General features: G+C 55.4%; 23 protein-coding genes. 10 read left to right on the forward strand and 13 right to left on the reverse strand.

Going from position 1 to position 25,204, the window contains the following annotated elements; translation table 11 throughout:
* Window positions 1-27: 27 nt before the first annotated feature.
* Window positions 28-1,089 (reverse strand): YncE family protein, encoded by a 1,062-nt coding sequence (locus APU11_RS08360; protein ID WP_013096490.1) that lies wholly within the window; start codon window positions 1,087-1,089, stop codon window positions 28-30.
* Between the two features lie 244 nt (window positions 1,090-1,333).
* Here APU11_RS08360 and pqqU point away from each other — a divergent pair, with 244 nt between their 5' ends.
* The gene (gene pqqU, locus APU11_RS08365; protein ID WP_058651300.1) at window positions 1,334-3,448 is read left to right on the forward strand and encodes a TonB-dependent receptor PqqU; all 2,115 of its coding nucleotides are present in this window, start codon (window positions 1,334-1,336) and stop codon (window positions 3,446-3,448) included.
* 138 nt (window positions 3,449-3,586) lie between these two features.
* On the opposite strand, the gene APU11_RS08370 is transcribed toward pqqU, so the two are convergent.
* The 3 genes from APU11_RS08370 to APU11_RS08380 all read right to left on the reverse strand — a co-directional run bounded on the left by APU11_RS08370 (window position 3,587) and on the right by APU11_RS08380 (window position 6,190).
* The gene (locus APU11_RS08370; protein WP_013096488.1) at window positions 3,587-4,255 is read right to left on the reverse strand and encodes a GntR family transcriptional regulator; all 669 of its coding nucleotides are present in this window, start codon (window positions 4,253-4,255) and stop codon (window positions 3,587-3,589) included.
* 253 nt (window positions 4,256-4,508) lie between these two features.
* On the reverse strand, window positions 4,509-5,549 hold the full coding sequence (locus tag APU11_RS08375; RefSeq protein WP_058651299.1) for an NADP-dependent oxidoreductase: 1,041 nt from the start codon (window positions 5,547-5,549) through the stop codon (window positions 4,509-4,511).
* A gap of 65 nt (window positions 5,550-5,614) precedes the next feature.
* The gene (locus tag APU11_RS08380; RefSeq protein WP_013096486.1) at window positions 5,615-6,190 is read right to left on the reverse strand and encodes a helix-turn-helix domain-containing protein; all 576 of its coding nucleotides are present in this window, start codon (window positions 6,188-6,190) and stop codon (window positions 5,615-5,617) included.
* A 150-nt stretch (window positions 6,191-6,340) separates the two neighbouring features.
* Between APU11_RS08380 and APU11_RS08385 the strand changes: the two genes are divergently transcribed.
* On the forward strand, window positions 6,341-6,859 hold the full coding sequence (locus APU11_RS08385; RefSeq protein WP_013096485.1) for a GNAT family N-acetyltransferase: 519 nt from the start codon (window positions 6,341-6,343) through the stop codon (window positions 6,857-6,859).
* A complete protein-coding gene (locus APU11_RS08390; protein ID WP_023621252.1) occupies window positions 6,856-7,305 on the forward strand; it encodes a DMT family transporter in 450 nt (149 codons plus the stop codon). The genes APU11_RS08385 and APU11_RS08390 overlap by 4 nt, the downstream gene beginning before the upstream one ends.
* Before the next feature lie 3 nt (window positions 7,306-7,308).
* Here APU11_RS08390 and APU11_RS08395 read toward each other — a convergent pair whose 3' ends face one another.
* Together APU11_RS08395 and APU11_RS08400 are read right to left on the reverse strand one after the other, a co-directional pair.
* Window positions 7,309-7,542 carry a YdcY family protein gene (locus APU11_RS08395; protein ID WP_013096483.1) on the reverse strand — a complete coding sequence of 78 codons (234 nt, stop codon included), beginning with the start codon at window positions 7,540-7,542 and terminating at the stop codon, window positions 7,309-7,311.
* Between the two features lie 99 nt (window positions 7,543-7,641).
* On the reverse strand, window positions 7,642-9,240 hold the full coding sequence (locus APU11_RS08400) for an ABC transporter substrate-binding protein (protein WP_060578391.1): 1,599 nt from the start codon (window positions 9,238-9,240) through the stop codon (window positions 7,642-7,644).
* 283 nt (window positions 9,241-9,523) lie between these two features.
* On the opposite strand from APU11_RS08400, the gene APU11_RS08405 reads away from it, so the two are divergent.
* From APU11_RS08405 to APU11_RS08415, 3 genes are read left to right on the forward strand one after another with little or no spacing between them, the layout of a single operon-like run.
* Window positions 9,524-10,870, forward strand: a complete 1,347-nt coding sequence (locus APU11_RS08405) for an SrfA family protein (protein WP_058651297.1) — start codon at window positions 9,524-9,526, stop codon at window positions 10,868-10,870.
* Window positions 10,871-10,874: 4 nt separating this feature from the next.
* Window positions 10,875-13,856 carry a virulence factor SrfB gene (locus APU11_RS08410; protein WP_058651296.1) on the forward strand — a complete coding sequence of 994 codons (2,982 nt, stop codon included), beginning with the start codon at window positions 10,875-10,877 and terminating at the stop codon, window positions 13,854-13,856.
* On the forward strand, window positions 13,853-16,027 hold the full coding sequence (locus APU11_RS08415) for a virulence factor SrfC family protein (RefSeq protein WP_058651295.1): 2,175 nt from the start codon (window positions 13,853-13,855) through the stop codon (window positions 16,025-16,027). The genes APU11_RS08410 and APU11_RS08415 overlap by 4 nt, the downstream gene beginning before the upstream one ends.
* Window positions 16,028-16,083: 56 nt before the next feature.
* On the opposite strand, the gene APU11_RS08420 is transcribed toward APU11_RS08415, so the two are convergent.
* The 6 genes from APU11_RS08420 to APU11_RS08445 form a co-directional block, all read right to left on the reverse strand.
* Window positions 16,084-16,839, reverse strand: a complete 756-nt coding sequence (locus tag APU11_RS08420; protein ID WP_058651294.1) for an alpha/beta hydrolase — start codon at window positions 16,837-16,839, stop codon at window positions 16,084-16,086.
* Between the two features lie 86 nt (window positions 16,840-16,925).
* Window positions 16,926-17,099 carry a GhoT/OrtT family toxin gene (locus APU11_RS08425; RefSeq protein ID WP_013096478.1) on the reverse strand — a complete coding sequence of 58 codons (174 nt, stop codon included), beginning with the start codon at window positions 17,097-17,099 and terminating at the stop codon, window positions 16,926-16,928.
* A 284-nt stretch (window positions 17,100-17,383) separates the two neighbouring features.
* Window positions 17,384-17,671, reverse strand: a complete 288-nt coding sequence (locus tag APU11_RS08430) for a hypothetical protein (RefSeq protein WP_020689178.1) — start codon at window positions 17,669-17,671, stop codon at window positions 17,384-17,386.
* Window positions 17,672-17,846: 175 nt separating this feature from the next.
* Window positions 17,847-19,271, reverse strand: a complete 1,425-nt coding sequence (gene patD, locus APU11_RS08435) for an aminobutyraldehyde dehydrogenase (protein ID WP_060578393.1) — start codon at window positions 19,269-19,271, stop codon at window positions 17,847-17,849.
* 298 nt (window positions 19,272-19,569) lie between these two features.
* Entirely contained in the window at window positions 19,570-20,979 is a 1,410-nt protein-coding gene (locus APU11_RS08440; protein WP_020689183.1) for a PLP-dependent aminotransferase family protein, read from the reverse strand.
* Window positions 20,980-21,061: 82 nt separating this feature from the next.
* Window positions 21,062-21,250, reverse strand: coding sequence for a hypothetical protein (locus APU11_RS08445; RefSeq protein WP_020689184.1), 189 nt, complete (start codon window positions 21,248-21,250; stop codon window positions 21,062-21,064).
* A 392-nt stretch (window positions 21,251-21,642) separates the two neighbouring features.
* Here APU11_RS08445 and APU11_RS08450 point away from each other — a divergent pair, with 392 nt between their 5' ends.
* From APU11_RS08450 to hslJ, 4 genes are all read left to right on the forward strand, one after another.
* A complete protein-coding gene (locus APU11_RS08450; RefSeq protein WP_058651293.1) occupies window positions 21,643-23,043 on the forward strand; it encodes a cytochrome ubiquinol oxidase subunit I in 1,401 nt (466 codons plus the stop codon).
* Complete coding sequence (gene cydB, locus APU11_RS08455) at window positions 23,043-24,053, forward strand: cytochrome d ubiquinol oxidase subunit II (protein ID WP_058651292.1); 1,011 nt, start codon at window positions 23,043-23,045, stop codon at window positions 24,051-24,053. Before APU11_RS08450 ends, cydB begins: the two co-directional genes overlap by 1 nt.
* Window positions 24,053-24,181: a DUF2474 domain-containing protein gene (locus APU11_RS08460; protein WP_013096467.1), complete on the forward strand. Its 129-nt coding sequence runs from the start codon at window positions 24,053-24,055 to the stop codon at window positions 24,179-24,181. The genes cydB and APU11_RS08460 overlap by 1 nt, the downstream gene beginning before the upstream one ends.
* Before the next feature lie 127 nt (window positions 24,182-24,308).
* Window positions 24,309-24,746, forward strand: coding sequence for a heat shock protein HslJ (gene hslJ, locus APU11_RS08465; RefSeq protein ID WP_013096466.1), 438 nt, complete (start codon window positions 24,309-24,311; stop codon window positions 24,744-24,746).
* Here the strand turns inward: hslJ and APU11_RS08470 are convergent, their stop codons facing one another.
* Complete coding sequence (locus APU11_RS08470; protein ID WP_013096465.1) at window positions 24,747-25,013, reverse strand: DUF333 domain-containing protein; 267 nt, start codon at window positions 25,011-25,013, stop codon at window positions 24,747-24,749.
* Window positions 25,014-25,204: the final 191 nt, after the last annotated feature.

Below are 25,204 nucleotides of genomic sequence, written 5' to 3' on the forward strand. Positions count from 1 at the left end.
GCGCAGCGCCACCGGGCAAAGCCCGCATTAGAGCGCGATACGTACCACATCGTCAGGCTGGGTCGCTTCCTGCTGACGGGTGGATTTCTGTTTCACCGTCACGTACAGCGTTTTGCCATCGGCAGAGAGCGCCAGGCTGTTTGGATAGACCGGCGTGTCGAAGGTTTTCGTCACTTTGTAGGTTTTGGTGTCAATCACGCTCACCTTTCCGGCTTCACGATGCGTCACGTACACTTCATTGCGCGTCGGGTTAAAGAGCACCGCCAGCGACTCTGGCGTCGCAATCTTCTCAATCACGCTGCCATCTTTCAGGCTCACCACCAGCACTTCCGGCTGTTTTGAATCGGTCAGGAAGGCACGCTGCCCGGCCGTATCCAGACTCAGGTTCAGATAGAAGTGCTCTTTACCATCATCCTGCACCTTTTTGCGGCTGATGATTTTGTTGCTGGCGGTATCAATTGTCACCAGTTCGCCGTCGGCGTTGGTGGTATAGAGTCGTTTCGCCTGCGCATCCAGCGCCAGGCCGGTGCCGTAAGTACCGGTATTGGCGATGGTATCCTTCAGCTTCAGCGTTGTGCCATCCACCACCCAGATCACGCTCTCTTTACCGACCCCGGTGATGTACACGGTGTGGGTGGCATCATCCGCCACCAGTTGGCGTGGCTGCAGCGGTTTGACCGTGTCACTGCGTTTGCGGTCGTCCAGAACCAGGCGCCCTTTCACCTCGCCCGTTTTGGCATCAATGGCGGTCACGGCACCGTTGATGGTGTTGCCCAACCACAGCGTCTGGGAGGCCGAATCCAGGGTGGCGCCAAACGGTTTAAGATCGTTATGAATAACCTGCGTCACGTCCAGTGTGACCGGATCGAGGCGATACACAATCCCGCCTTTATCCATTTTACGGCTTTGTGATGTCGCAACCCACAGCGCATTCTCCTGCTGGCTCACGGCCATTTCATACGCGCCTTTGCCTACCGCTTTGCGCAACATCTCTTCGCCAGCATGCACCTGGAAGGTACCGGCAAGCAGTAAAGCGCTACACAACAGAGAACGACGCAGACGCGGCGAGCACAGATGACGTAAAGACATAACAATTCCTTTTTCACAAGAGGGGGTGTACTGCTGACATCACTTCCGGTCGGCAACGTCATGGCATTGCCGTTTTGTTAATGAGAATAGTAATCATTAATCAGCAAAATGTGGAGTTTTTCTTTTCCGTTTCGCCTTTCCTTAACGCAATGTGCGGTTATAGTTTTCAAAGCATTTACAAAAGTTTTAACATATATGCACATGTTCCATTTGGTACGTTTCTTATCCTTAACCGGTTTATTTTATGAAAATCATTTCTGCCCATAGGGCTACGCTTCCACTGCTGCTGGCTCCTGTTATCTTTTCGCCCCTCACCGCGATGGGCGCGGATGAACAGACCTTGATCGTCAGCGCCACCCCACAAACGGTATCGGAGCTTGATACCCCGGCGGCGGTCAGCGTGGTGAACGGTGATGATATGCGTCACGCCGCGCCACGCATTAACCTCTCGGAATCGCTTGGTAGCGTCCCCGGCCTGCAAATTCAGAACCGCCAGAACTACGCCCAGGATTTGCAGCTGTCGATGCGTGGGTTTGGTGCCCGCTCCACCTTCGGGGTGCGCGGTATTCGAATGTATGTGGACGGGATCCCGGCGACCATGCCAGACGGCCAGGGCCAGACCTCTAACATTGATCTCTCCAGCGTGGAGAGCGTGGAAGTGCTGCGCGGCCCCTTCTCTGCCCTGTATGGCAACGCCTCCGGCGGCGTGATCAACATCAACACCCAGACCGGTCAACAGCCGCCGACCATTGAGGCCAGCAGCTATTACGGCAGTTACGGTACCTGGCGCTACGGGATGAAAGCCACCGGCGCGATGGGCGACGGCACACACGCGGGCGATGTGGATTACACCGTATCCACCACCCGCTTCACCACCAAAGGCTACCGCGATCACAGCGGTGCGCGGAAGAATCTCGCCAACGCCAAACTGGGCGTGCGGATTGACGATGCCAGCAAGCTGACGCTGATCTTTAACAGCGTGGACATGAAAGCCAACGATCCGGGTGGACTGAATTACCAGGAGTGGCAGGATAACCCGCGCCAGTCTCCGCGTGGCGATCAGTACAACACGCGCAAAACCATCAAGCAGACCCAGGCCGGGCTGCGCTATGACCGCCAGCTCAGCGCGCAGGACGATCTCAGCTTCATGATGTACGCCGGCGAGCGTGAAATGACCCAGTACCAGTCGATCCCTTATCAGCCACAGCTGCGCCCCTCCCACTCTGGCGGTGTGATTGATATGCAACGTCACTATCAGGGCATCGATACACGCTGGACGCACCGCGGCGAACTGCTGGTGCCGGTGACCTTTACCACCGGCCTGAACTACGAAAACATGAGCGAAGATCGTCGCGGGTATGAGAATTTCGTGATGAACAACGGCGTACCGGAGTACGGCGTAAAAGGCGACAAGCGGCGCAACGAACGTAACCTGATGTGGAACGTCGATCCTTACCTGCAAACCCGCTGGCAGTTAACCCAGAAACTCTCTGTGGATGCCGGGGTGCGTTACAGCTCCGTCTGGTTTGATTCCAACGATCATTACGTTACGCCAGGCAACGGTGACGACAGCGGCGACGCGAGCTATCACAAGTGGCTCCCGGCCGGGGCGGTGAAGTATGCCGTGACCGACGCGTGGAACCTTTACGCTGCGGCAGGTCGTGGATTTGAAACCCCCACCATCAATGAACTCTCCTACCGCGCGGATAACCAGGGCGGCCTGAACATTGGCCTGAAACCGTCCACCAACAATACTTATGAAGTGGGTAGCAAAACCCGCATCGGCAATGGCCTGCTGACCGCGGCCCTTTTCCGCACCGACACCGACGATGAAATTGTGGTGGATGCCAGCTCTGGCGGACGTACCAGCTACAAAAACGCCGGTAAAACCCGTCGTCAGGGGGTGGAAGTTTCCCTCGATCAGCAGTTTGCTGAAAACTGGAAGCTGAAAATGGCATGGACATATCTGGACGCCACCTACCGCACCAACGTCTGCGGTGATGACAACTGTAACGGCAACCGGATGCCGGGTATTGCCCGCAATATGGGCTTTGCCTCGTTTAGCTGGCAGCCTGAAGAAGGCTGGTACGCGGGTACCGACGTGCGTTACATGAGCGATATCATGGCCGACGACGAAAACACGGCAAAGGCTCCGTCTTACACGGTGGTCGGTCTGAATACCGGGTATAAGTTCAACTATGGCAACTGGGGCCTGGATCTCTTTGGTCGCGTTGATAACCTGTTCGACAAAACGTATGCCGGCTCGGTGATTGTCAACGAATCCAACGGACGTTATTACGAACCTGCTCCGGGTCGTAACTACGGCGTTGGCCTGTCGGTTGCTTATCGTTTCGAGTAGGACTAAAACAGGCATTTTATTGCCTGTTTTTCTCTTTCGTAATCTTAAATATCGTTCCTGATGGCGTAGAGCCATCAGGACTTATTCATGGAGCGAATGTTTTACGATGGAAATATAGATTGGCTACTAAATAATTCCTCAGCTAAAATATTGACGCTGTAAAAGTGAATTAGCTTCATCAATCAGTTTATCCACCGCTTTCTGGCTGGCTTCAACATCCCCTCTTTCCAGTGCCGCAAGTAACTCCTCGTTGTGATACGCCGACGCTTTGATGTCGTTGAGCTCCTGATGCAGATAGTTAATACAGGGCCCGATGCGTATCCACAGCTGCTCAATTAATGCGCTGAGCGTTGGCATCTCCGCATACTGATAAAGGGTGAACCGAAACACGCGATTCGCGTGCAGCGCCTGCTGAACATTGCCGTTGCGCATCGCCTCATGAAAGGCATCCGACATTTTGCGCAACGTCTCAAGCTTAGCTGGCGTCATATGCTGACAGGCGGCCGCTACCGCCATTGGTTCCAGTTGTTTCCTGATAGCGGTGATCTCGTTATAGCGTTCCAGCGTGACCTCCGGCACCAGAAACGCCTGCGCCGGTGTGGCCTGCAGCGCCCCTGAGGAGACCAGACGCAAAAGTGCCTCACGAACCGGTGTGATACTGGTTCCTAATTTATCCGCAATCTCTTTGGTAATCAGTCGAGCGCCAGGTTTCAACGAGCCTGTAATTAATGCCCCTTTCAAACTGATTTCAACTTGCATGGTAAGACTGATTCTTTGCGCTTTCTCTAAATGATCCAAATCAAGCATGTTCAATTCCTGTAGCTAAAACTTAATGCTATTTATTAACGTCAGTTTAAATAAACGACGTTGGTCCGATATATCCTGTATCGTCATGCCTGGTGGTGGGAAATGCGTATAAACATCAAAAAGTACAAACAAGGTTTTTTATCGCTCTTTGGCTCATCCGCAAGGAAGGCACGAAAGCTGTGTAGGTTTAATTAAAGACAATATATCGTATCTTCACAAATAAATATGGCGGGTTACCCCGCCATAATCTTGTTTATTTATTGTCTGCCGCGACGCGAATCACGACTTTGCCAAAGTTTTTGCCTTCCAGAAGGCCAATCAGCGCATCCGGTGCGTTTTCCAGCCCGTCGGTCACCTGTTCACGATAGTGGATTTTACCCTCCTGCACCCAGCGCCCCATCTCTTCCTGGAACTCTTTGATGCGGTGTCCGTAATCCTGGCCGATGATAAAGCCCTGCATACGAATGCGTTTTTTCAGGATGGTGCCCATTAACAGCGGCAAACGATCCGGCCCCTCAGGCAGACCGGTGGCATTGTAGCCGCTCACCAGACCACATACCGGCACCCGCGCGGAGGTATTGAGCAGCGGGAGCACGGCGTCAAAGACCTTACCGCCAACGTTTTCATAATAGATATCAATACCGTTCGGGCAGGCGTTCTGAAGCTGCGTGGCAAAATCATCGGCATGATGATCCAGACACTGGTCAAAGCCCAGCACCTCAACGGCATGGCGGCATTTCTCTGCGCCTCCGGCCACACCGATGACCCGGCAGCCTTTGATTTTACCAATTTGCCCAACCGTCGCACCTACGGGCCCCGTTGCCGCGGCAACCACCAGGGTCTCACCCGCTTTGGGTTGCCCGATATCCAGCAGCCCCATGTAGGCAGTAAAGCCCGGCATTCCCAGAACGCCCAGCGCCCAGGAAGGATGGGAGGGATTTTCGCCCAGTTTGACCAGACCACTGCCGTCAGAGAGGTCGTACTCCTGCCAGCCGCTGTATCCCAGCACCCATTCCCCTGCTTTAAAATCCGGATGACTGGACTGCTCAACGCGGCTGACCGTTCCGCCGACCATCACCGCACCAATTTCAACCGGCGGCGAATAGGAAGGCGCATCGCTCATGCGGCCGCGCATGTACGGGTCAAGCGAAAGCCAGATCGTACGCAGCAGAACTTGTCCTGCCGCCGGTACCGGAACCGGCTGCTCTTCGAGACGAAAGTTATCCGCGACCGGCGCGCCGTGTGGACGCGAAGCCAGTACCCAGCGACGATTTTGCGAAACAGATTGATTCATCAGAGACTCCTTATGGTACAGATGTCCATTGATCCTGGCTCATGATCCGCCTGAGCGCCTTAACATTACGAGCCAGACTGGTTAAGACGAACCACCAGATAGACGCAGGGTTCATTGGTTTCGTTAATGAACCGACAGTCATTGGGCGGCCCGAGCTCCAGACAATCCCCGGCCTGCATTTCGTGGCGGGTGTCGCCTTCCTGAAAGACCAGCTCTCCAGACTGCAGCCAGATCAGCTGGCGGGCCAGCGCATAGGACGATGCGGGCATCGGCACATCGCTTCCGGCGGGCAGTTCAACCTGGACAAGATCGATGGGCAGATCGGTACGCGGTGAAACGTGGCGGCGCAGGTAATGGGTTTGCGGATCGCGCCAGACGGGCTGGTTAGCAAGGCGCAGCAGTTTACCCTCCTGCATCTCCGCTCTTGCTATCAGCGTTGACATGCTGATGCCGAACGCGCCGGATAAGCGCGCAAGCAGTGTTGCCGTCGGGCTGCTGTCGCCGCGCTCAATTTTGTGGATCATGGCGCGCGAGACGCCTGCCCGATCGGCGAGTTCGCTCAGCGACCATCCGCGTGATTCGCGTTCAAGGCGAATTCTTGCGCTAATCCGTTGATTCATCGTGTCTGTTATGGTGTTCATGACGTCATACTATAGTGTATGAACGGTATTTCAATGAGGTTTTAATAACAAAAAAATCGGGCTTATACCGTAGCCATTTGTCCGGGTTGTTGTGTAATATCGTAGCAATAACGTAATAACATAGTAAACAACACATTCAGGGGTTCCATCATGATCGTTCGTCATGCCTGCAAAGAAGACTGCGCCGCTATTGGTGAAATTTACAACCACGCGGTGCTGCACACCGCCGCGATCTGGAACGATACCACGGTCGATACTGATAACCGTATCGCATGGTTTGAGGCCCGCACCCTCGCAGGTTATCCGGTGCTGGTAAGCGAAGAGAATGGCATCATCACCGGCTACGCCTCCTTCGGTGACTGGCGCGCCTTTGACGGTTTTCGTCATACGGTAGAGCACTCGGTTTACGTCCACCCGGATCACCAGGGCAAAGGCATTGGCCGTATGCTGATGAAGGCGTTGATTATTGAAGCCCGTGACATCGGCAAGCATGTGATGGTGGCGGGGATTGAAGCGCAGAACCACGCCTCTATCCATCTTCATCAGACGCTTGGCTTTGTTACAACGGGTCAGATGCCGCAGGTGGGCACCAAATTTGGCCGCTGGCTGGACTTAACCTTTATGCAGCTGCAGCTTGATGAGCGCAGCGATCCGGATGCGATTAAATGAACCAATCACTGACGCTGGCTTTTCTGGTGGCGGCGGGCATTGGCCTGGTGGTGCAAAATACCCTGATGGTGCGCATCACCCAGTCCTCCTCCACCATACTCATTGCGATGCTGCTGAACTCGCTGGTCGGCATTGTGTTGTTTGTCAGCATTCTGCTGTTTAAACAAGGGGTCGCGGGGTTTAGCGAGCTGGCATCCACGGTGCGCTGGTGGACGTTGATCCCCGGGTTGCTGGGTTCATTTTTTGTTTTTGCCAGCATCAGCGGTTACCAGAATGTTGGCGCGGCGACAACCATCGCCGTGCTGGTGGCAAGCCAGCTCATCGGCGGGCTGATAATGGACGTGCTAAAAAGCCATGGCATCCCGCTGCGGGCGCTGATCGGCCCGGTGTGCGGTGCAGTAATGCTGGTGGTGGGCGCGTGGCTGGTGGCCCGACGCCAGTTTTGAACATTACAGAATAACGCCGCCTTTGGTGAGCTGCTCCTGGCGCGCCTCCATCTCTTCTTTATGTTGCTTACCGTGGTGCGAAATCGCGGTACGCAGGCGCTGCTGCTGGGTATAGCGTTCTTCGCGGCTCAGCTCAGCATCATCGCTCAGTTCAATCAGCAGTTCGTTCATATGTGCAATGACGCTTTCGTCAATCGCGGCATCCACACGGGCGATAACTTCGTTTAAATGTGACATTGTCACTCCTTTTCATTTGCCCGGTGGCGCTGCGCTTACCGGGCTTACGAGGCATGAGTAGGCCGGGTAAGGCGTAGCCGCCACCCGGCGATAAAATGCTTAGTTCAGCTTCGCTTTTGAGAAATCACTGCCCATCAGGCTTACGCTGTAACCCGCGACGTTGCTGCGGGTTGCATAGAACGTTTTGCCGTTTGCCAGCGCAATCCACGGCGCCTGCTGATAGAAAATCTCCTGCGCCTGGCTATACAGCTTCGCACGATCGTCCGGGTTGCTGGTCAGTTTGGCTTTCTGCACCAGGGCATCATAATCCTTATTACACCAGCGCGCAGCGTTGGAGCCGGTTTTGATGCTATTGCAGCCCAGCAGCACATCGGCAAAGTTATCCGGATCGCCGTTGTCCGACATCCAGCCGAACAGCGCGGAGTCGTGCTCGCCTTTACGCATTCCGGAAAGATACTCTCCCCACTCGTAAGAGACGATTTTGGCCTTCACGCCCACTTTCGCCCAGTCGCTCTGGATCATCTCGGCAATACGGCGGGAGTTCGGGTTGTACGGACGCTGTACCGGCATTGACCACAGCGTGACCTCCGCGCCCTTCTCCAGTCCGGCCTGTTTCAGCAGGGCTTTCGCTTTTTCCGGGTCGTAGCTGTAATCCTTCAGATCTTTATTGAAGCCCATCATATTTGGCGGAATTGGGGATTTCGCGACCGTACCGGAGCCCATAAAGACGGCGTTAACGATGGCCTTTTTGTCGGTGGCGTAGTTCAGCGCCTGGCGCACCAGCACGTTATCAAACGGTTTTTTCTCGGTATTGAACGCCAGATACCCCACGTTCAGCGCATCGACGGAGTGCAGCGTCAGGTTTTTGTTGTTCTTAATGACGTCAAACTGCACCGGAGATGGCGCAGGAATGATCTGGCACTCATTGGTTTGCAGTTTCGCCAGACGAGTCTCCACGTTTGGCGTGATAGAGAAGATCAGGTGTTTGGTCGGGACCGGGCCTTCCCAGTAGTTCGGGTTAGCCACATAGCGGATCAGAGAATCCACTTTGTACTGCTGGAGTACATAGGGGCCGGTTCCGATTGGCCAGGTATCGACATTCTCAGGCGTGCCTTTTTTCAGCATCGCATCCGCATATTCGGCAGACAAAATGGAGGCAAAATCCATGCCCCAGTCGGCCAGGAAAGCGGCGTTCGGTTCACTGAGGGTGAACTGAACATGATAATCATCGACCTTTTTAACGTCCTGGATCAGCTTATCGAGGCCGACGTCGTTAAAGTATTCGTAATTGCCCTGCGACACATTGTGATACGGGTGTTTAGGGTCTTTCTGACGCATGACCGAGAAAATAACGTCATCGGCATTAAAGTCGCGCGTCGGTTTGAAGTATTTGTTGCTGTTGAACTTCACCCCTTTACGCAGCGTAAAGGTATAGGTCTTGCCGTCGGGTGAAATCGTCCAGGATTCCGCCAGAGACGGAACCGGGGTGTTTTTCACCGGGTCGAAATTGATCAGGCGGTTATAGAGTACCTGAGAGCTGGCGACGAATGACGGGCCTGAGCTGGCAATTTGCGGGTTGAACGACTCGGGGGACGCTTCAGAACAGTAAATAAGGGTGTCGTTGTTTGCCGCCCATGCGGCACCGGCTGGTAAAATAACGCTCAGCGCAAGGGCGAGCAGTGTTTTCCCTGTAGACATGGTTATAACCCTGACAGTTTTATTATATAGGACAGTAATAACAGCACAGCCGCTATAAGCTGGCAAATAACGAAACACTATCAGGTTATTCTAAAGCCGCGTTTTTCGCTGGTTTTACAGCCAGTGCCGAAAAAGGCGATTTGTCTTAAGTTCCATTATCCGTCAAGCACAACCGTCACGATCTATGCCGCAAGAAATCGGCGCTTTTAGCGTCTCTTCCTCCGTTTGTTTGCTTTCCGGTTTCGTTAAAGTAACGGTGTGAAGAAGTATATGGGATCAAATCGTGGCAAAAACTCTTTTACGCAGCGGTAATCTGGATGATTTTCAGGCCGTTGGCGGCGGCGGACAAGCCGTTTTTGAATCAGCGTTGCAAATACGTGAAGCACTCCGGTTGCGCAAACAGCAGGCCATTGTCGACTGTCTGGCCATTCCACAGATCAACGACGGCGGTGACCGCGTGGACTGGTACTCCCCGGTGGAAGGTAGCGTCACCAGCTGGAAAACGGCCAATGAAGATGACCGTTTTCGCGCCCTGCGCTATCTGGAAAATACCCTTGCCAGCGTCGAATCGCTGAGTAAGAAATGCCTCCAGTCGCCTAAAACCGCACAACAGCTTTTTGGCTCCTTGCTGTCGAAAGCCTTCCAGTTCCCGAGCGAAAATTTCCTTTATCTGGTCGACGGTAAACCGGTCATTGCGTTCTGGGGATTTGTAAACCTGAACGAAAATGCACGCGATGACGTACTCGACTGCCTGCGCGAATCGCTGATCCCTGAGCCCACGCCGGTGGTGATTGAAGATCCTGAACCGGAACCTGAACCGACCCCGGCCGTCACCTTTGAACACGCTGACGAACCTTTGATCGCCCCGGCCGCGGTTGTGCGCATTACGCCTGAAGCGCTGTATGAGCCTGAGCCCGCGCCAGCCGTTGCGCCGCCTGTTGAAGAGCCTGCTCCTGCGCCCGTCGTGAAAAAGCGTCGCGTTCCCTTATGGTCGCTGCCGGTTGCCGCTGTGATCGTTGCCGCCATTGCCGCCCCGCTGCTGTGGACAAAACAGGCCCCTTCGGCAGAGCCCGCGCCAGCCGCCGCCCCGGCACCGCAACCCGTGGCGATTGCCCCAAAACCGATTAAAGCGGTTGAGCCACTGGCGATGAACCTGCCGCTACATCAGGCTGAGGTGGTAGAGAATAAAGCGAAGGAACCCGATCCCGCTCCGGTGTCTGCCCCGGTGGTGATTGCCGCGATCCCGAAAGATGCCATGGTCATGGAGGCCGGTCAGGTCAAAGCGGGCTCGACGCGTTTCCTGAACGGCACCTGGCGCGCCATCCTTGACGTAAAAGATCCGGTGACCGGCAAACCGCCGTCACTACGCTATCAGATCCAGAACAACAAAGGCTTCGCCCGTGTTGTGCATGGCGATAACGTTGTGTGCCGCGTAGAGGTTTTCTCCGGCCTGCACAGCAATGGCGAGCTGATGATTAAGAGTCGCGGCAATGCACGCTGCACAGACGGTTCCCGCTACCCGATGCCGGAAGTCTCCTGTAAAGCAGGCACCAGCGATGTCGCCGAATGCAATGCCCGTTATGATGCAAAAACCGTCGTTCCACTGACGTTTAAGAAAGCAGGTGCCTGATCCTATGCTGGTAAATCTTTGCGACTATAAACAGAGCGTTACGCTTATTGCCAACAGCGGTGTACAGTTCCTCGATTTCGGTCTGACCCCGCAGGACACCGCCAGCAACGGGCGTTTCGTGCGTAAAACCGCGAACGGCCCGCTTTTGCGCCTTGATTTCGACCTGGTTAACGGGCGTTACACCCTGCCCGGCACGGACGGCGGCCAGCCTGAGGTGGTCAAGCCTGAGACAACCATCGCGCTGCATCAGTCCCTGGCCGTGCTGGATGGCGTCTGGCTCCCCGTTCCGTTCCTGCGTTTCAATCCCCCGCGTACCTTTGTTGACGGCCCGGACAACTGGGCGCGCGTTCAGGTCCGCAAGCTGGAGACGCCGGACACCGCAGGCAACACCCATCGCGTCACCCTCGCCCTCGACAGCCAGATTGCGGAGCATGCCACCTCCGCGCTGTCGCCGGTGGAAAACGACATCCTCAACGGGACCCGCTTCGCGCTGGCCTGGCGCGATGCCGAAGTAGAAAATTTCCTCGACCAGACGTGGATAGACGGCTGGCTGCGCGAAGCGTTCACGCAGTACGCCTCGGACGTCGAACACCGTTCAGAACGCGATCTGCAACAGGCCATGCGCAGCTTTGAGTATCAGGCACACTGGCTGAATGTGCTGACCATGCTTGGTGAACAGCTCACCGTGCCGGAAGTCAAATTTGTCACCCATACGCTCAGCACGCCTGCCATTCCGGTCGATTTGATCCTCGACGTGGGCAACACCCATACCTGCGGCGTGATTATTGAAGATCACGGCGACGCCAACGACGGTCTGCGCCAGACGGCCGAGTTGCAGGTGCGCTCTTTAAGCGAGCCGCAGTTCCTCAATGAGCCCCTGTTTACCAGCCGCCTGGAGTTCTCGGAAGCACGCTTTGGCAAACAGCACTTCTCGGTTGAAAGCGGTCGCGAGGATGCCTTCGTCTGGCCTTCTATTGTCCGGGTTGGCGATGAGGCGCGTAAGCTGGCCATGCAGCGTCTGGGGACTGAAGGTAACAGCGGTATCTCCAGCCCGCGTCGCTACCTGTGGGATGAGACGCCGGTGGTGCAGGACTGGCGTTTCAGCCAGATGAACAGCAAAACCCAACGCGAGCCGCTGGCGACCGCGTTCCCGCTGATGAACCTGATGAATGATGACGGCGAACCGCTGTTTACGCTGCCCCAGGATGAGCGTCTGCCGGTTTTCTCCCCGCAGTACAGCCGCAGCACCCTGATGACCCATATGCTTTGCGAGCTGCTGGCACAGGCGCTGGGCCAGATCAACAGCGTCGCCACGCGCTTGCGTCTGGGCTTCCCGGCGTCTCCGCGCCAGCTGCGCACGCTGATCCTCACGCTGCCCTCGGCGATGCCGAAGCAGGAGCGCGAGATCTTCCGTCGCCGCATGTTTGAAGCGATTGCCATCGTCTGGAAAGCGATGGGATGGCATCCGCAGGATGAAGACTTTGCCACCCGCAAGCAGCAGGATAAAAGCGTGGTGCCGGTGCCTGAGATCCAGATGGAGTGGGATGAAGCGAGCTGCGGGCAACTGGTCTGGCTTTACAACGAAGCGATCTCCCGTTTTGGTGGTCAGACGGAAGCCTTCTTCGCCTCCCTCGCCCGCCCGGATCGTGAACCCGAGCCTGGTGTCCAGCCGGGTCGCGCGCTGCGCGTTGCTTCTATCGATATTGGCGGCGGCACCACAGATATGGCGATCACCCACTATCAGCTGGATGACGGCTCCGGGAATAACGTCAAAATCACGCCACAGCTTCTCTTCCGCGAAGGGTTTAAAGTGGCCGGCGACGACACGCTGCTGGACGTTATCCAGCGCTATGTGTTGCCAGCCCTGCAAACGCAGTTGCAGAAGTCCGGCATTGCGGACGCGTCTCTGCTGATGGCGTCGTTGTTCGGTGACTCCGGGCGTATTGATACCCAGGCGGTATTGCGCCAGCAGACCGCACTTCAGCTCTTTATGCCGATCGGTCATGCGATCCTTGCCGCGTGGGAATCCAGCGACATTGACGATCCGCTGGCCGGTTTGCATGCCACCTTTGGCGATCTGCTGCCGCTGAAGCCGACCCGCAATGTGATGAACTACCTGCAGCAGGCTGTCGACCACGCTCTGCCTGCTGGCTCTGAAGCCTTCGACCTGTTTGCCGTGCCGCTGCATGTGAATTTCCGCGAAATGCAGGATGCGATGCTGGCAGGTCAATTCACGCTGGCCTCTCCGCTTCATGCAGTGTGCGAAGCGATCTCTCATTATAGCTGTGATATTTTGCTGATCACTGGTCGTCCGGGGTGCCTGCCGGGCGTGCAGGCGCTGATCCGCCATCTCCAGCCCGTGCCGGTCAATCGCATCGTATGGCTGGATAAATACCAGGTTCATGAGTGGTATCCGTTCAGCCAGCAGGGTCGCATCGGCAACCCGAAATCGACCGCCGCCGTGGGGGCCATGCTCTGCAGCCTGGCGCTCGATTTGCGTCTGCCGCGCTTTAACTTTAAGGCGGCCGATATTGGCGCTTACTCCACCGTGCGCTATCTGGGCGTGCTTGATAACACCGTTAACACGCTGCGTGAGGAAAACGTCTGGTATCAGGATATCGACCTGGATAAACCTGGCGCAAAACTCGACGCCCGCTTGCATTTCCCGCTGCGTGGGAACGTCACGCTTGGCTTCCGCCAGCTGGCGAACGCACGCTGGCCAGCGACGCCGCTGTACACCCTGAGTATCAACTCGGCGGAACTGGCCAAAGCGATTGCTGGCGACGGCGTGCTGAACGTACGGCTTAAGCTCTGCGGAGGCAGCAAGCACGAAGGCCCGGAATCTTTCGAGCTGAGCGACGCCTGGCTGCAGGATGGAACCCCTGTCCCACCAGACGCCTTAACCTTCAAACTGAATACCCTGGCCGATCGCCGTCATAGCGGTAGCCACTACTGGATCGACAGCGGGAGTGTATACCTGAAATGAGTGCAACGATGACCACCACGCAGGCCTTAATCGGGTGGATTAACGAGACGCGCCTGCACGCCCCGGTGCTGGATAACGATGCCGACGCCCTGCTGGCCCGTATCAATGCGGCGCAGGCGCGGGAGCAGGCCATTGAACAGGCCCTGACCCGGCGGAGCAGCATTGGTCTGTATGGCCACTCCCAAAGCGCCAAAGCGCATCTGTTGCTGTCCCTGTGCGGCAACGGTAACGGGCGGCTGAACGTTATTCCCGGGCAACGCACGTTTGACTACTTCTCACATATCAACCCGGGACATGCCCTGACCAACATGGCACTGCGTTTCACCACTGAAAGCGCGGCAGTGGACGATGAGGCTTTCCCGCTACGTCTGAGCCTGGTCACCGAGGCCGAGCTGGTGCAGCTGTTTATTGCCCGCACCACCTTACACCCGCAGATCCGCGCCGTGGATAAAGCCGTTATCGAGACGCGCCTTGAGAAGTGGCGCGGCCTGCGTCAGCCGCAGGGTGTACCGGGCATAACGGCGCAGGAAGTTGGCGCGATTGCCCGCTTCTGGCAGAGCACGGTACCTGCCGCCAGACAGCAAATTGATGATGTGCTGTGGCATCAGTTTGCGCAACTGGTGCCATCGCTTGATCTCACCACCCGGGCCAGCGTCTGGTCGCTTTTGTGGGGTGAGCAACAGGAACTGACCCAGCAGTGGTTAAAGCTCGCCCATGTTCTGCACCAGACCAGCCACGCCAGCGAACTTGCCGCCCCGCTCAGCCTGCTGGTGGATAACTTTGGTCTGCCGGGGGAAGGCTTCCTGACCCATGGCACCTTTACCCTTCCGGACGCTCAGGAGACACTGCTGCATCCCCTGAGCAACGGCGAGATGCTTAATGCCATTAGCCTGCCCGTCGATGTACTGGCATTCCTGACGCGTGAACTGGTACTGCCTGTCGAGAGCAGCGCGCTGGATAACGTCGATATTATTGATATCCCGGTCTTTGCAGACAACAGCGCCGATCCGCTAAGCCAGGCCAAATGTCAGTGGCTGCTGGAACACTATCGCCAGCAGCTGCAGCCAGATGTGCTGGTGATCTGCAATGCGACCGCGCAGCACGACCAGACGGCAAAAAAAGCAAAGGTACTGATGAACTGGGTCAAAGAGACGCAGCCTGCGGAGGAATCAGCCCTGCCGGGTCTGGTGTGGGCAATTACGCCTCACGACGCGCGTTTTACCACCCGGCAGAATCTCGATGAAGCAGTCCAGCATCTGCTGGGTAAACCGGGCCTGCGCTGGGGCACGCTGCAGGCGCTGGACAGCCACAGCATGCAGCGCGTCATCGAGTGGCTGTCTCAGGCCACGTTACCTGCCCAGCGACAGAAACGTCTTAACACGCTGAAAACGGCGCTGCGCCAGGAGCTGTCGGCTTTAATGCACAGCTATCTGGCACCGCTGGTTGAGGAACCTACAGCAAGACGAACTCAGGCCGAGAACATGGTTCGTACCCTGCAAAGCAGCGCTGCCCGCCACGGTGAGTTGCTCGAAGGGCTTCTGCCTCCCCTCAAAGCCTTCGAAACGCTTCTGGCCGTCCAGCAACCGCGCGAGGAGCAGGTCAACGGTCTGTTTACGGATACCATCGATCTGTTTGCCGATAATGCGCAGGAAAGTGCCAGCACGTTCCAGACAAAAGATAAAGCGCGCCTGGCGCATAAAGTGTGGATGAACCATTTGCGCCAGTGGAGTCGCAATGACGCAGCGGCCACACGCCTGGGTCTTGAGCCTGCGGTGTTACAGCAAATTGCCGAGGTTCTGGTGGTCGCCAGCTACCGTCTTAACCTGCCTCAGCAGCTTCAGCGTATTGTTGAAACCGACAAGAGCAGCGCCGCACAGCTACATGCGGTGATAGGTAATTTCGTTGGCTGGCTGGGTTACGACCAGACGCCTGTTGCTGAACGTCCGGCAAGCCGCATCCGTAAGGGGCTGGCAATCTTTGTTACGCCCGTGGTTAGCAGCGCCGCGCCGCGCCTGACGCGCCTGGGGGAACAGCCTGTCCATGCGGCCACCGCATACGTTTACGACTGGCTGGTTGCCCTCTATAGCCGGGCAATAGAGAACATTGATTATCAGCACCCGCATGATGTTCAGCCTGACGCACGTCGGGCACTTCGGGCTTTAATCATGTAGCAGTCTTTGTTGCCGGGTGGCGCTGCGCTTACCCGGCCAACATTCAGCAACGATAATCACGCCGACATACACTCCGCTAACGTCTGCGCCAGTGCCGACGGGTTTTCCCACGACATGGAGTGCCCCGCAGCAGGGATGATTTTGACCTCAACGCCCTTCTGCTTCAGGCGCTCCACATCGTCATCTGGCAAAGAGAGCTCGCCGAAAATCAACGTCACCGGGCAAGGCAGCGACAGAAATTGCGTTTCCCAGTCTGGCTCAACGCCCGCCACCAGGCTCGATGCGCCGCGCCAGACAGCATAAGGTGCATTACTTTGGAGGCACCCGGCCCACGCCGTTTTTTCTGCACAGAGCATGGCCTGATATCCCTGTTCCAGAAACTGCTGTTCCGTTTGTGCGGCAATCGAGCGGCTGAACATCCCACCCCCGGCATGAAAATTGGGTTCCGAGACCATCAGCCCTTTAACACGCGATGCCAACAGCCCCGCCGCTTCAATGGCGATGCTGCCGCCCATGCTGTGACCGTACAGCCAGAAGGCATCGAGCTTCAGATGATCCACCAGTTCAGCCACAACACGGGCCTGGTCGGTAGTTTTGTAGCTGTAGTGCTCAGGCTTATCGCTGTAACCGCTGCCGGGTAAATCGATGAGAATCGTTCTGCCCCCGCCAAACTGAGGGTCACGAACGACGCGGGGATATTCATAGGACGAGGCGCAGCCCAATCCGTGGATGAAGACGACGGGATCGCCGGTGCCGGGCAAATCATGCCAGCGGACGGTGCAACCAGCATGTTGCGAGTAAAAACTGTTCATAAGCACTCCTTTTACGATGCACTGTTTATTTATACAGTTATCGTAACGGGAATGCCATGTTCATCGTTTAAAAATGGAAGCGTGCTTCAGAAAAGCGAGACCAGCAGCGCAACGGGGAAGCTCATCGGCCAGGTCGACCCTACCAGAAACGCGCTGAGCAGGCGGATGCGTTTACGATCTTTAGACAGGAACCAGGTAATTAATGCGCAGATAGAAGCCATGATTGCGTAAAAAACCAACATCTTTTGATACAACGTCATTCTGTATTCCAGAGCCGAAAAAATAACCGCACGCAATATGCGTCATATGTTGATACAGATCAAGTTTTTTCGTTACACAATAACCACTTAAATAGTAAGGCTAATAACAAATGAGTATATTGCGTTACAACTATGCCCTGACAAGGATCCGTCTTCGAAAACCATGCATGACAAGATCAAGGTTGCAGTTGACTCTTTAATCCCTCTGGCTTCGATGCCCATGGTTATCTCCAGGTAACAAAAAACCCCGCTTGAGCGAGGTTTGGCATCTTTTCAATGGTGAATTAAAAAGGAAGCATTGCGCGGATTTCAGTGTGCCAATTATGAAAGGCAGGTAGGTCATCTAATAACCAGAAGCCTAAACCAAGTACTGCAGCACTCATCATCATTTGAGCAATAACGTTAAACCAGTACTCAATAGGTTTAGTGTCTTTGTGGATATATTCCTTTCGCATCGTTCCCTTGAAGGTTTTAGTGTAGACACCTCGTCGCAAAAAGATAATCGACTGAACAAGCATAAAGGGGCAGGTCAGAAAAATTGCACATACCGTGAACCAATATTGAAATCCCATTACCTGTCATTCCAGTTGCCGTTTGGAGCCATTATTACACATGTTTATCCAGTTCCAGTCAGGATGGCATAATCATCAACCAGGCAGCTCTGCTGAGCACTAATTTTAACTTCAGTGGCCCACAAGCAAGCGGCTGCAATATATTTTCAATATATTATAGCCACTTAGCTGCATATTAGTGTTTTATCATCACATGCCGGACAACGGTATAATCCTCAAGCCCATATACCGACATATCTTTCCCATAACCGGATAACTTCATGCCGCCGTGTGGCATTTCGCTTACCAGCATAAAATGGGTATTCACCCAGGTGCAGCCATATTGCAGACGCGCACTCAGCCGGTGAGCGCGCCCCACATCCCGGGTCCAAACGGACGAGGCCAGGCCATATTGTGAATCGTTAGCCCAGGCCAGCACCTGGTCTTCGTCGTCAAATTCAGTGACGCTCACCACCGGGCCAAAGACTTCACGTTGCACAATGGCATCTTCCTGTTTTGCCCCAGCCAGCAGGGTTGGCTGGAAGTAATAACCCGCCCCCTCTTTTTTACTGCCGCCCGTCACCACGCGGATATGGCTGAGCGCTTTGGCCTCCTCCACAGCCTGACAGACGCGCGACAGATGCGCTTGCGAGCTCAGTGGCCCCAGTTTGGTAGAGGCCTCTTCCGGCGCCCCCATTTTCAGGCTGGCCACCGCTGCGCCCAGTTTTTCCACCAGTGCAGCATAAATGCCCTTTTGGGCATAAATCCGGCAGGCCGCAGTGCAGTCCTGCCCGGCATTGTAGAAACCAAACGTCCGCACGCCCTCGACGACCGCATCCAGATCGGCGTCATCAAAGACGATAACCGGTGCCTTGCCGCCCAGCTCCATGTGGGTACGTTTTATGGATGAGGCGGTATGGCCAATGATGTGCTCCCCGGTAGCAATTGAGCCGGTGAGTGACACCATGCGCACTTTCTCATGCCCGGTCAGCGGATCGCCTACCGTTTTTCCGCGCCCGAACAGCACGTTCAGCACGCCAGCCGGGAAAATATCCTTCGCCAGTTCGGCCAGTTTTAAGGCGGTCAGCGGCGTAATCTCAGAAGGCTTGATGACCACGCAGTTCCCGGCGGCCAGCGCCGGTGCCAGCTTCCACGCCGCCATCATCAGCGGGTAGTTCCAGGGGGCGATGGAGGCGACAACCCCGACCGGATCGCGGCGGATCATCGAAGTATGCCCGTCCAGATACTCACCCGCCGCCAGCCCGTTCAGGCAGCGGGCCGCGCCAGCAAAGAACCGAAACACATCGACCACAGCGGGGATCTCATCGCCCAGCGCGCAGTGCAGCGGCTTACCGCAGTTCAGGGATTCGAGTCTGGCAAACTCGTCGGCATGCGCTTCAATAACGTCAGCCAGTTTCAGCAGGCATTCGGCACGCGTTTTGGGCGTGGTTTGCCCCCACTGTGCGAACGCCCGATCGGCTGCCTGCACGGCCGCGTCGACCTGCGCGGCTGATGCTTCAGCAATCTCCAGCAGAACCTCTCCGGTGGCAGGGTTATAGACCGGCTGTTTTTCCCCCTCGCCGCTCACCAGTTCACCATTAATCAGCAGTCGTTTTTGCATAGCATTGTCCCGTTGAAATCAATGTTATTTCCCGCTCCCGGCGGCGGGTTAGCCACCAGGCTGCGACAGGCTATTTTTTGCTTATCATTAAACGTAGACCGCGCAAATGCCCCGCACCGTGCGGCTTAAGGAAATTTCATCAAGGTGTGACCGAGGGCGCATTCCCCGTTAACTGGATTATAGACAAGGGGTTAGGCGTGAGAGGTGGTATGCAGATTTCGTATGATGCGACGCGGCAAAATGGTCGCCGCGGCGGCAAAAAGATAAGCAATGATTATTTAGCGAGAGACCGGAATCGTTATTTCAACATGCTGCTGATTAATTTCCCTAACTGAATAACGGCCTGCTCTTCCCGCTCTCCCCATGCCCAGGAGGTATTAAAACGGAAAAAAGGTGTCCAGACATCTGAGGTGGAAAACATCTTGCCTGGGGCAATACTGATGTGATGGCGTAACGCCTGTTCGCTTAACAGTCCTGCATCCAGCTGTGCCGGAAGCTCCAGCCACAAAAAGTAGCCGCTGTCGTTATGATGGATTTTGACGCCCGGCGGCATATGGCGCAAAAGTGACTGCCACGCCTGCTGTTTACGCTCGGCCAGCGTGCGTCGCAGGCGGCGAAGATGGGCGTCGTAGCGTTTGGTCGCCAGGTAATCCACCAGCGCCAGCTGCATCGGGGAGCTGGTAGAGAGCGTGCTCATCAACTGAAGCTGCTGAATGCGCCGCGCATGCTTACCCGCCGCTACCCAGCCGATACGAAAACCGGCCACCAGACATTTCGAAAACGAGGAGCAGTGCAGCGTCATGTCCTGACGATCCCATGCTTTCGCCGGGAGCGGCTTTTCACGGCCAAAATAGAGCTCGCTGTAGACATCATCTTCAATCAGCGTGACGTTGTGCCTCGTCAGCAGCGCCACAAGCTGCGCTTTTTTCTCCGGGCTGAGCGTAAAGCCAAGCGGATTTTGACTGTTGGTCATTATCCAGCAGGCCTTGACCGGGTAGTCATTCAGCGCCTGTTCAAGCGCATTGAGATCGATCCCCTCGCGCACGTCCGTCGCAATCGACAGGGCCTTCAACTTCAGGCGTTCCAGCGCCTGCAGCGCGCCGTAGAAACAGGGGTTTTCAACAATCACCCAGTCCCCCGGCTCGGTCACCGCCTGGAGACTCAAGTTCAGCGCTTCGAGCGCGCCTGCGGTGATCACGATCTCCTCCGGTGAGATATTCATCCCCTGCTGTGCATAGCGGCGGGCAATGGCGTGGCGCAAATCGACATTACCCGGCGGCAGGTTTTCAATCACGCTCATCGCCGTCGCGGTTTTGCTGACGTTCGCCAGCGAGCGGTTGAGTTGCTGAAGCGGGAAAAGACGCGGGTCGGGAAAAGCGGAAGCGAAAGGAACAACCGACGGGTCGCGGCTGGCCTGCAGAACGTCGAAGATATAGGTGTTGATGTCCACCGCTTCGTCGCGCATGACCTGTGCAGGTGGCGCTGGCTGTTGTGCGGTCGGGCGCGAGGCAACGTAATAGCCCGACTGCGGTCTGGCGACAATGCGCCCCTGACTTTCCAGCATCTGATACGCGTGGCCCACGGTCATAAAACTCATGCCGCTGCTCGCCACCTGCTCTCGCAGAGAAGGCAGCTTATCGCCCGGCAACCATACGCCAAGCTCAATCTGCGAGATAATTTGTTGCGCCAGACGCTGGTATTTTTTCATCAGATTCTCCTTATTGCCGACAGTGTATATCAGCAGGAGAAAAAGAGAAGATTTTGCTAACTGTTATGGTTTATGAAATGAATTACTTACGGTACTCGGTCACATGATTGTGTGCGAGACGCGCCGCGGCCAGATGGTCGAGTGTAATCATTGGCGATTTGCAAAAGATGCATTTTGCGCCGAAGGGATTTTTCTCAGACACATCAAAGGCTGAAGTACGGTACTGCGAGCCATGACAGCATGGGCAGCGAAAATGGATATAAGAAGTCATAGGATTCTCCTGTAAACGTAAAAACGTAAATTACTCATGAGCCGATCAGGCGATAATGGTTTGAAACAAAACTAATCGGAATGTAGATAAAGACCCAAGAGAGGCTGCGGAGAGGCACAACGTGATGAGAACTGCTTTATAAAACTACGTCAGATATTTATTTGGACTCAAAACCAGAAGACCATTAACGCACGGTGCCGACGACAAAGCAAGCGGTTTAATGCATAAAATTCATTAAAAAAATATTTTTATGCCCTATAAGTAAGTATATCAGATGGCAAAAGCGGGAGCTTTTTGCCAACTGTTATGGTTAAATTTCGCGTTTCTGCGTCTGATAGTCCGATCTGCGCCTCTGTACCATAACAGCACACCGTTTGACATTGAGGCTGTGCATGTTTGGTTTAGATGCTTTTCACCTTGCACGGATACAGTTTGCCTTTACCGTATCCTTTCACATTATTTTCCCGGCAATCACTATCGGCCTGGCAAGCTATCTTGCTGTGCTTGAAGGGCTGTGGCTGAAAACAAAAAATCCGGTCTGGCGATCGCTGTACCACTTCTGGTCCAGGATTTTTGCCGTTAACTTTGGCATGGGCGTGGTCTCCGGGCTGGTGATGGCGTATCAGTTTGGCACTAACTGGAGTGGATTTTCGCAGTTTGCGGGCAGCATTACCGGCCCACTTCTGACCTATGAAGTGCTAACCGCCTTTTTCCTTGAGGCCGGATTCCTCGGCGTGATGCTGTTCGGCTGGAATAAAGTCGGACCTGGGCTGCACTTCTTCGCCAGCTGTATGGTGGCGCTGGGGACAATTATCTCCACCTTCTGGATCCTCTCTTCCAATAGCTGGATGCAGACCCCACAGGGCTATGAGATCGTCAACGGGCAGGTCGTCCCGGTAGACTGGTTTGCCGTGGTCTTTAACCCCTCCTTCCCTTATCGTCTGCTGCATATGTCGATAGCCGCCTTCCTCAGTAGCGCCCTGTTTGTTGGCGCATCGGCGGCATGGCATCTGCTGCGCGGAAACAATACGCCTGCCATCCGCGCTATGTTTTCTATGGCGCTGTGGATGACCCTGATTGTGGCCCCCATCCAGGCAATGGTCGGTGATATGCATGGGCTGAATACCTTAAAGCATCAGCCTGCCAAAATCGCCGCCATTGAGGGGCACTGGGAAAACCCACCGGGGGAACCTACCCCGCTACTGCTGTTTGGCTGGCCGGATATGGAACTGGAGCGCACCCGTTTTGGCCTGGAGATCCCCGCTCTTGGCAGCCTTATCCTGACGCACAGTCTGGATAAACAGGTTCCGGCGCTCAAGGAGTTCCCGAAGGAAGATCGTCCAAATTCCACCATTGTCTTCTGGTCGTTCCGCATTATGGCGGGCTTAGGCATGCTAATGCTGCTGCTCGGCGTGGTGGCGATCTGGTTGCGCTATAAAAAGCGCGTTTACACCTCGCGCCCCTTCCTGTGGTTTGCCCTGCTGATGGGGCCTTCAGGGTTGATCGCCATACTGGCCGGATGGGTGACCACCGAAGTAGGACGCCAGCCATGGGTCGTCTATGGGCTTCAACGTACCCGGGATGCGGTGTCCGCCCATGGCGATCTGCATATGAGCGTCAGTTTGCTGGCTTTCTTCGTTGTTTACACCTCGGTCTTCGGCGTCGGTTACAGCTATATGGTGCGCCTGATTAAAAAAGGGCCTCAGCCTCACGAATCGTTCGCCACCGAGGCCGATGGACGTCCGGCACGCCCGCTTTCCGCAGTTACCACTGGCAATAAGGAGCAGCCATAATGGGTATCGATCTTTCCATTATCTGGTTTGTCATCATCGTCTTCGCGACGCTGATGTATATCGTGATGGACGGTTTTGATCTGGGGATCGGCATTCTGTTCCCGATGACGCAAAACCCGGACGATCGCGATGTGATGGTCAACAGCGTCGCCCCGGTCTGGGACGGGAATGAAACCTGGCTGGTGCTGGGTGGTGCTGCCCTCTTCGGTGCCTTTCCGCTGGCCTACGCGGTGATTATCGATGCCCTCACCATTCCGCTGACATTAATGCTGATCGGTCTTATTTTTCGTGGCGTGGCGTTTGAGTTTCGTTTTAAAGCAACGCCAGCGCATCGTCCGTTCTGGGATAAGGCCTTTATTGGCGGTTCACTTCTGGCGACGTTTACCCAGGGCATCACGGTGGGTGCCGTCATAAACGGGTTTGCCGTCACCGGGCGTGCCTATACCGGCGGTCCCTTTGACTGGTTTACCGCGTTTAACCTGTTCTGTGGCGCGGGTCTGGTGGTGGCCTATGCGCTGCTGGGCGCCACCTGGCTGGTGATGAAAAGTGAAAATGCCCTGCAACAGCGGATGCGCGAAGTTTCTAAAACGCTCTTAATTGTGCTGCTGGCCGTTATCGCGGCGATCAGTCTCTGGACCCCGCTGGCGCACCCGGCCATCGCCGCGCGCTGGTTTACGCTGCCGAACCTGTTTTATCTGTTGCCGGTTCCGGCTCTGGTCGTCCTGCTGAGTCTGTATCAGTGGCGCTGCCTGAATAATCTGCAAAGCCATAACCGGCCATTTATCCTGACGCTGGGGCTTATTTTTCTCGGCTTTAGCGGGCTTGGGATCAGCATCTGGCCGCATATTATTCCACCGTCGATCACCCTGTGGCAGGCGGCCGCGCCGACACAAAGTCAGGGCTTTATGCTGGTAGGTGCGTTGTTGATCATTCCCGTGATTCTGGTCTACACCTTCTGGAGTTATTACGTATTTCGCGGAAAAGTACAGCATGGGGAGGGTTATCACTGATGCAACAGCCTGTCTGGAAACGATTGCTGTGGCTGGCCATTATCTGGGGCGGCAGCGTACTGGCGCTGGCGGCTGTCAGTATGTTCTTCCGCATGCTGATGACGGCCGCCGGGTTTAAATCTCACTGATCTTGTCCCGGGCAACCGCTGCGTTGCCCGGTCTTCTTCCCGCACTTTCAGATAAACCCCATTAACGCACGCCAGCGTATCGTTACACTGGTAAATGATTCACAGTATTTATAGTTCGAGAAGAAAAATGAAAAAACTCATTGCGTTAAGTGTTATCAGTCTTGTCCTCTCCGGCTGCGTTAATCCGGGTAAAGCGTCTGTTCAGCCGGAGCAGCTTAAGAACCACCGCTTTGTGCTGGAAAATGTGGACGGGAAAGCCGTGAAGGCCACGACAACGCAACCTGAGATCAGTTTTAGCGCGTTGCCCGATATCAGCCTGGTTAATAACATCAGCATTTCCGGCGTGATGTGTAACCGCTTCAACGGACAGGGAAAATTGTCCGAAGGGGAACTTAAGGTTAAAGGGCTGGCCATGACGCGCAAACTCTGTACCGAACCACAATTGAACGAGCTGGATCAGGCCATCGGCGACATGTTGCGCAAAGGGGCGCAGGTCGACCTGACTGAAGACCAGTTAACGCTGGCGACAGCCGACAAAACGCTGATGTTTAAACGCGCTGAATAATCAGTAGCTACCGCAGGATCCAACGGCAAGCGACTGTTCACTGCAGCGTTTGCCGTTTGGCAAGGCGCACATCCCGATCGCAGAGCCATCGAGCTGGCGGGCAACCGACAGTGAGCCACCAATCATCGCGCAGTTGGCTTGTCCTGAACTGGACATCGCGGCTTTCATTCCCGGCGTCACGTGTGCCGCCGTGGCCTGCTGAACAGGTTCGTTACTACAGGCCGACAGCAATAACGCGGCACACCCTACCCAAAACGCTGAACGCATGCTCTCTCTCCCATGAATAATGCGAAACCTATGCATAATAGGCATCACATCCCGTGCCGTCGAGAGCGGAAGTGCGTATTTATGCGCTGCTGAAACAATTTCTCGCAATTTTTTTGGATATTGTTGAACCTGAAGCTGTTGGCAGTATATTACTGCTTTGCTCTTTGGGATTGCGTTAACAGGCTGGTTCA

The sequence above is a fragment of the Enterobacter sp. 50793107 genome (genome assembly GCF_001463365.1).
Taxonomy (GTDB): Bacteria; Pseudomonadota; Gammaproteobacteria; order Enterobacterales; family Enterobacteriaceae; genus Enterobacter; species Enterobacter cloacae.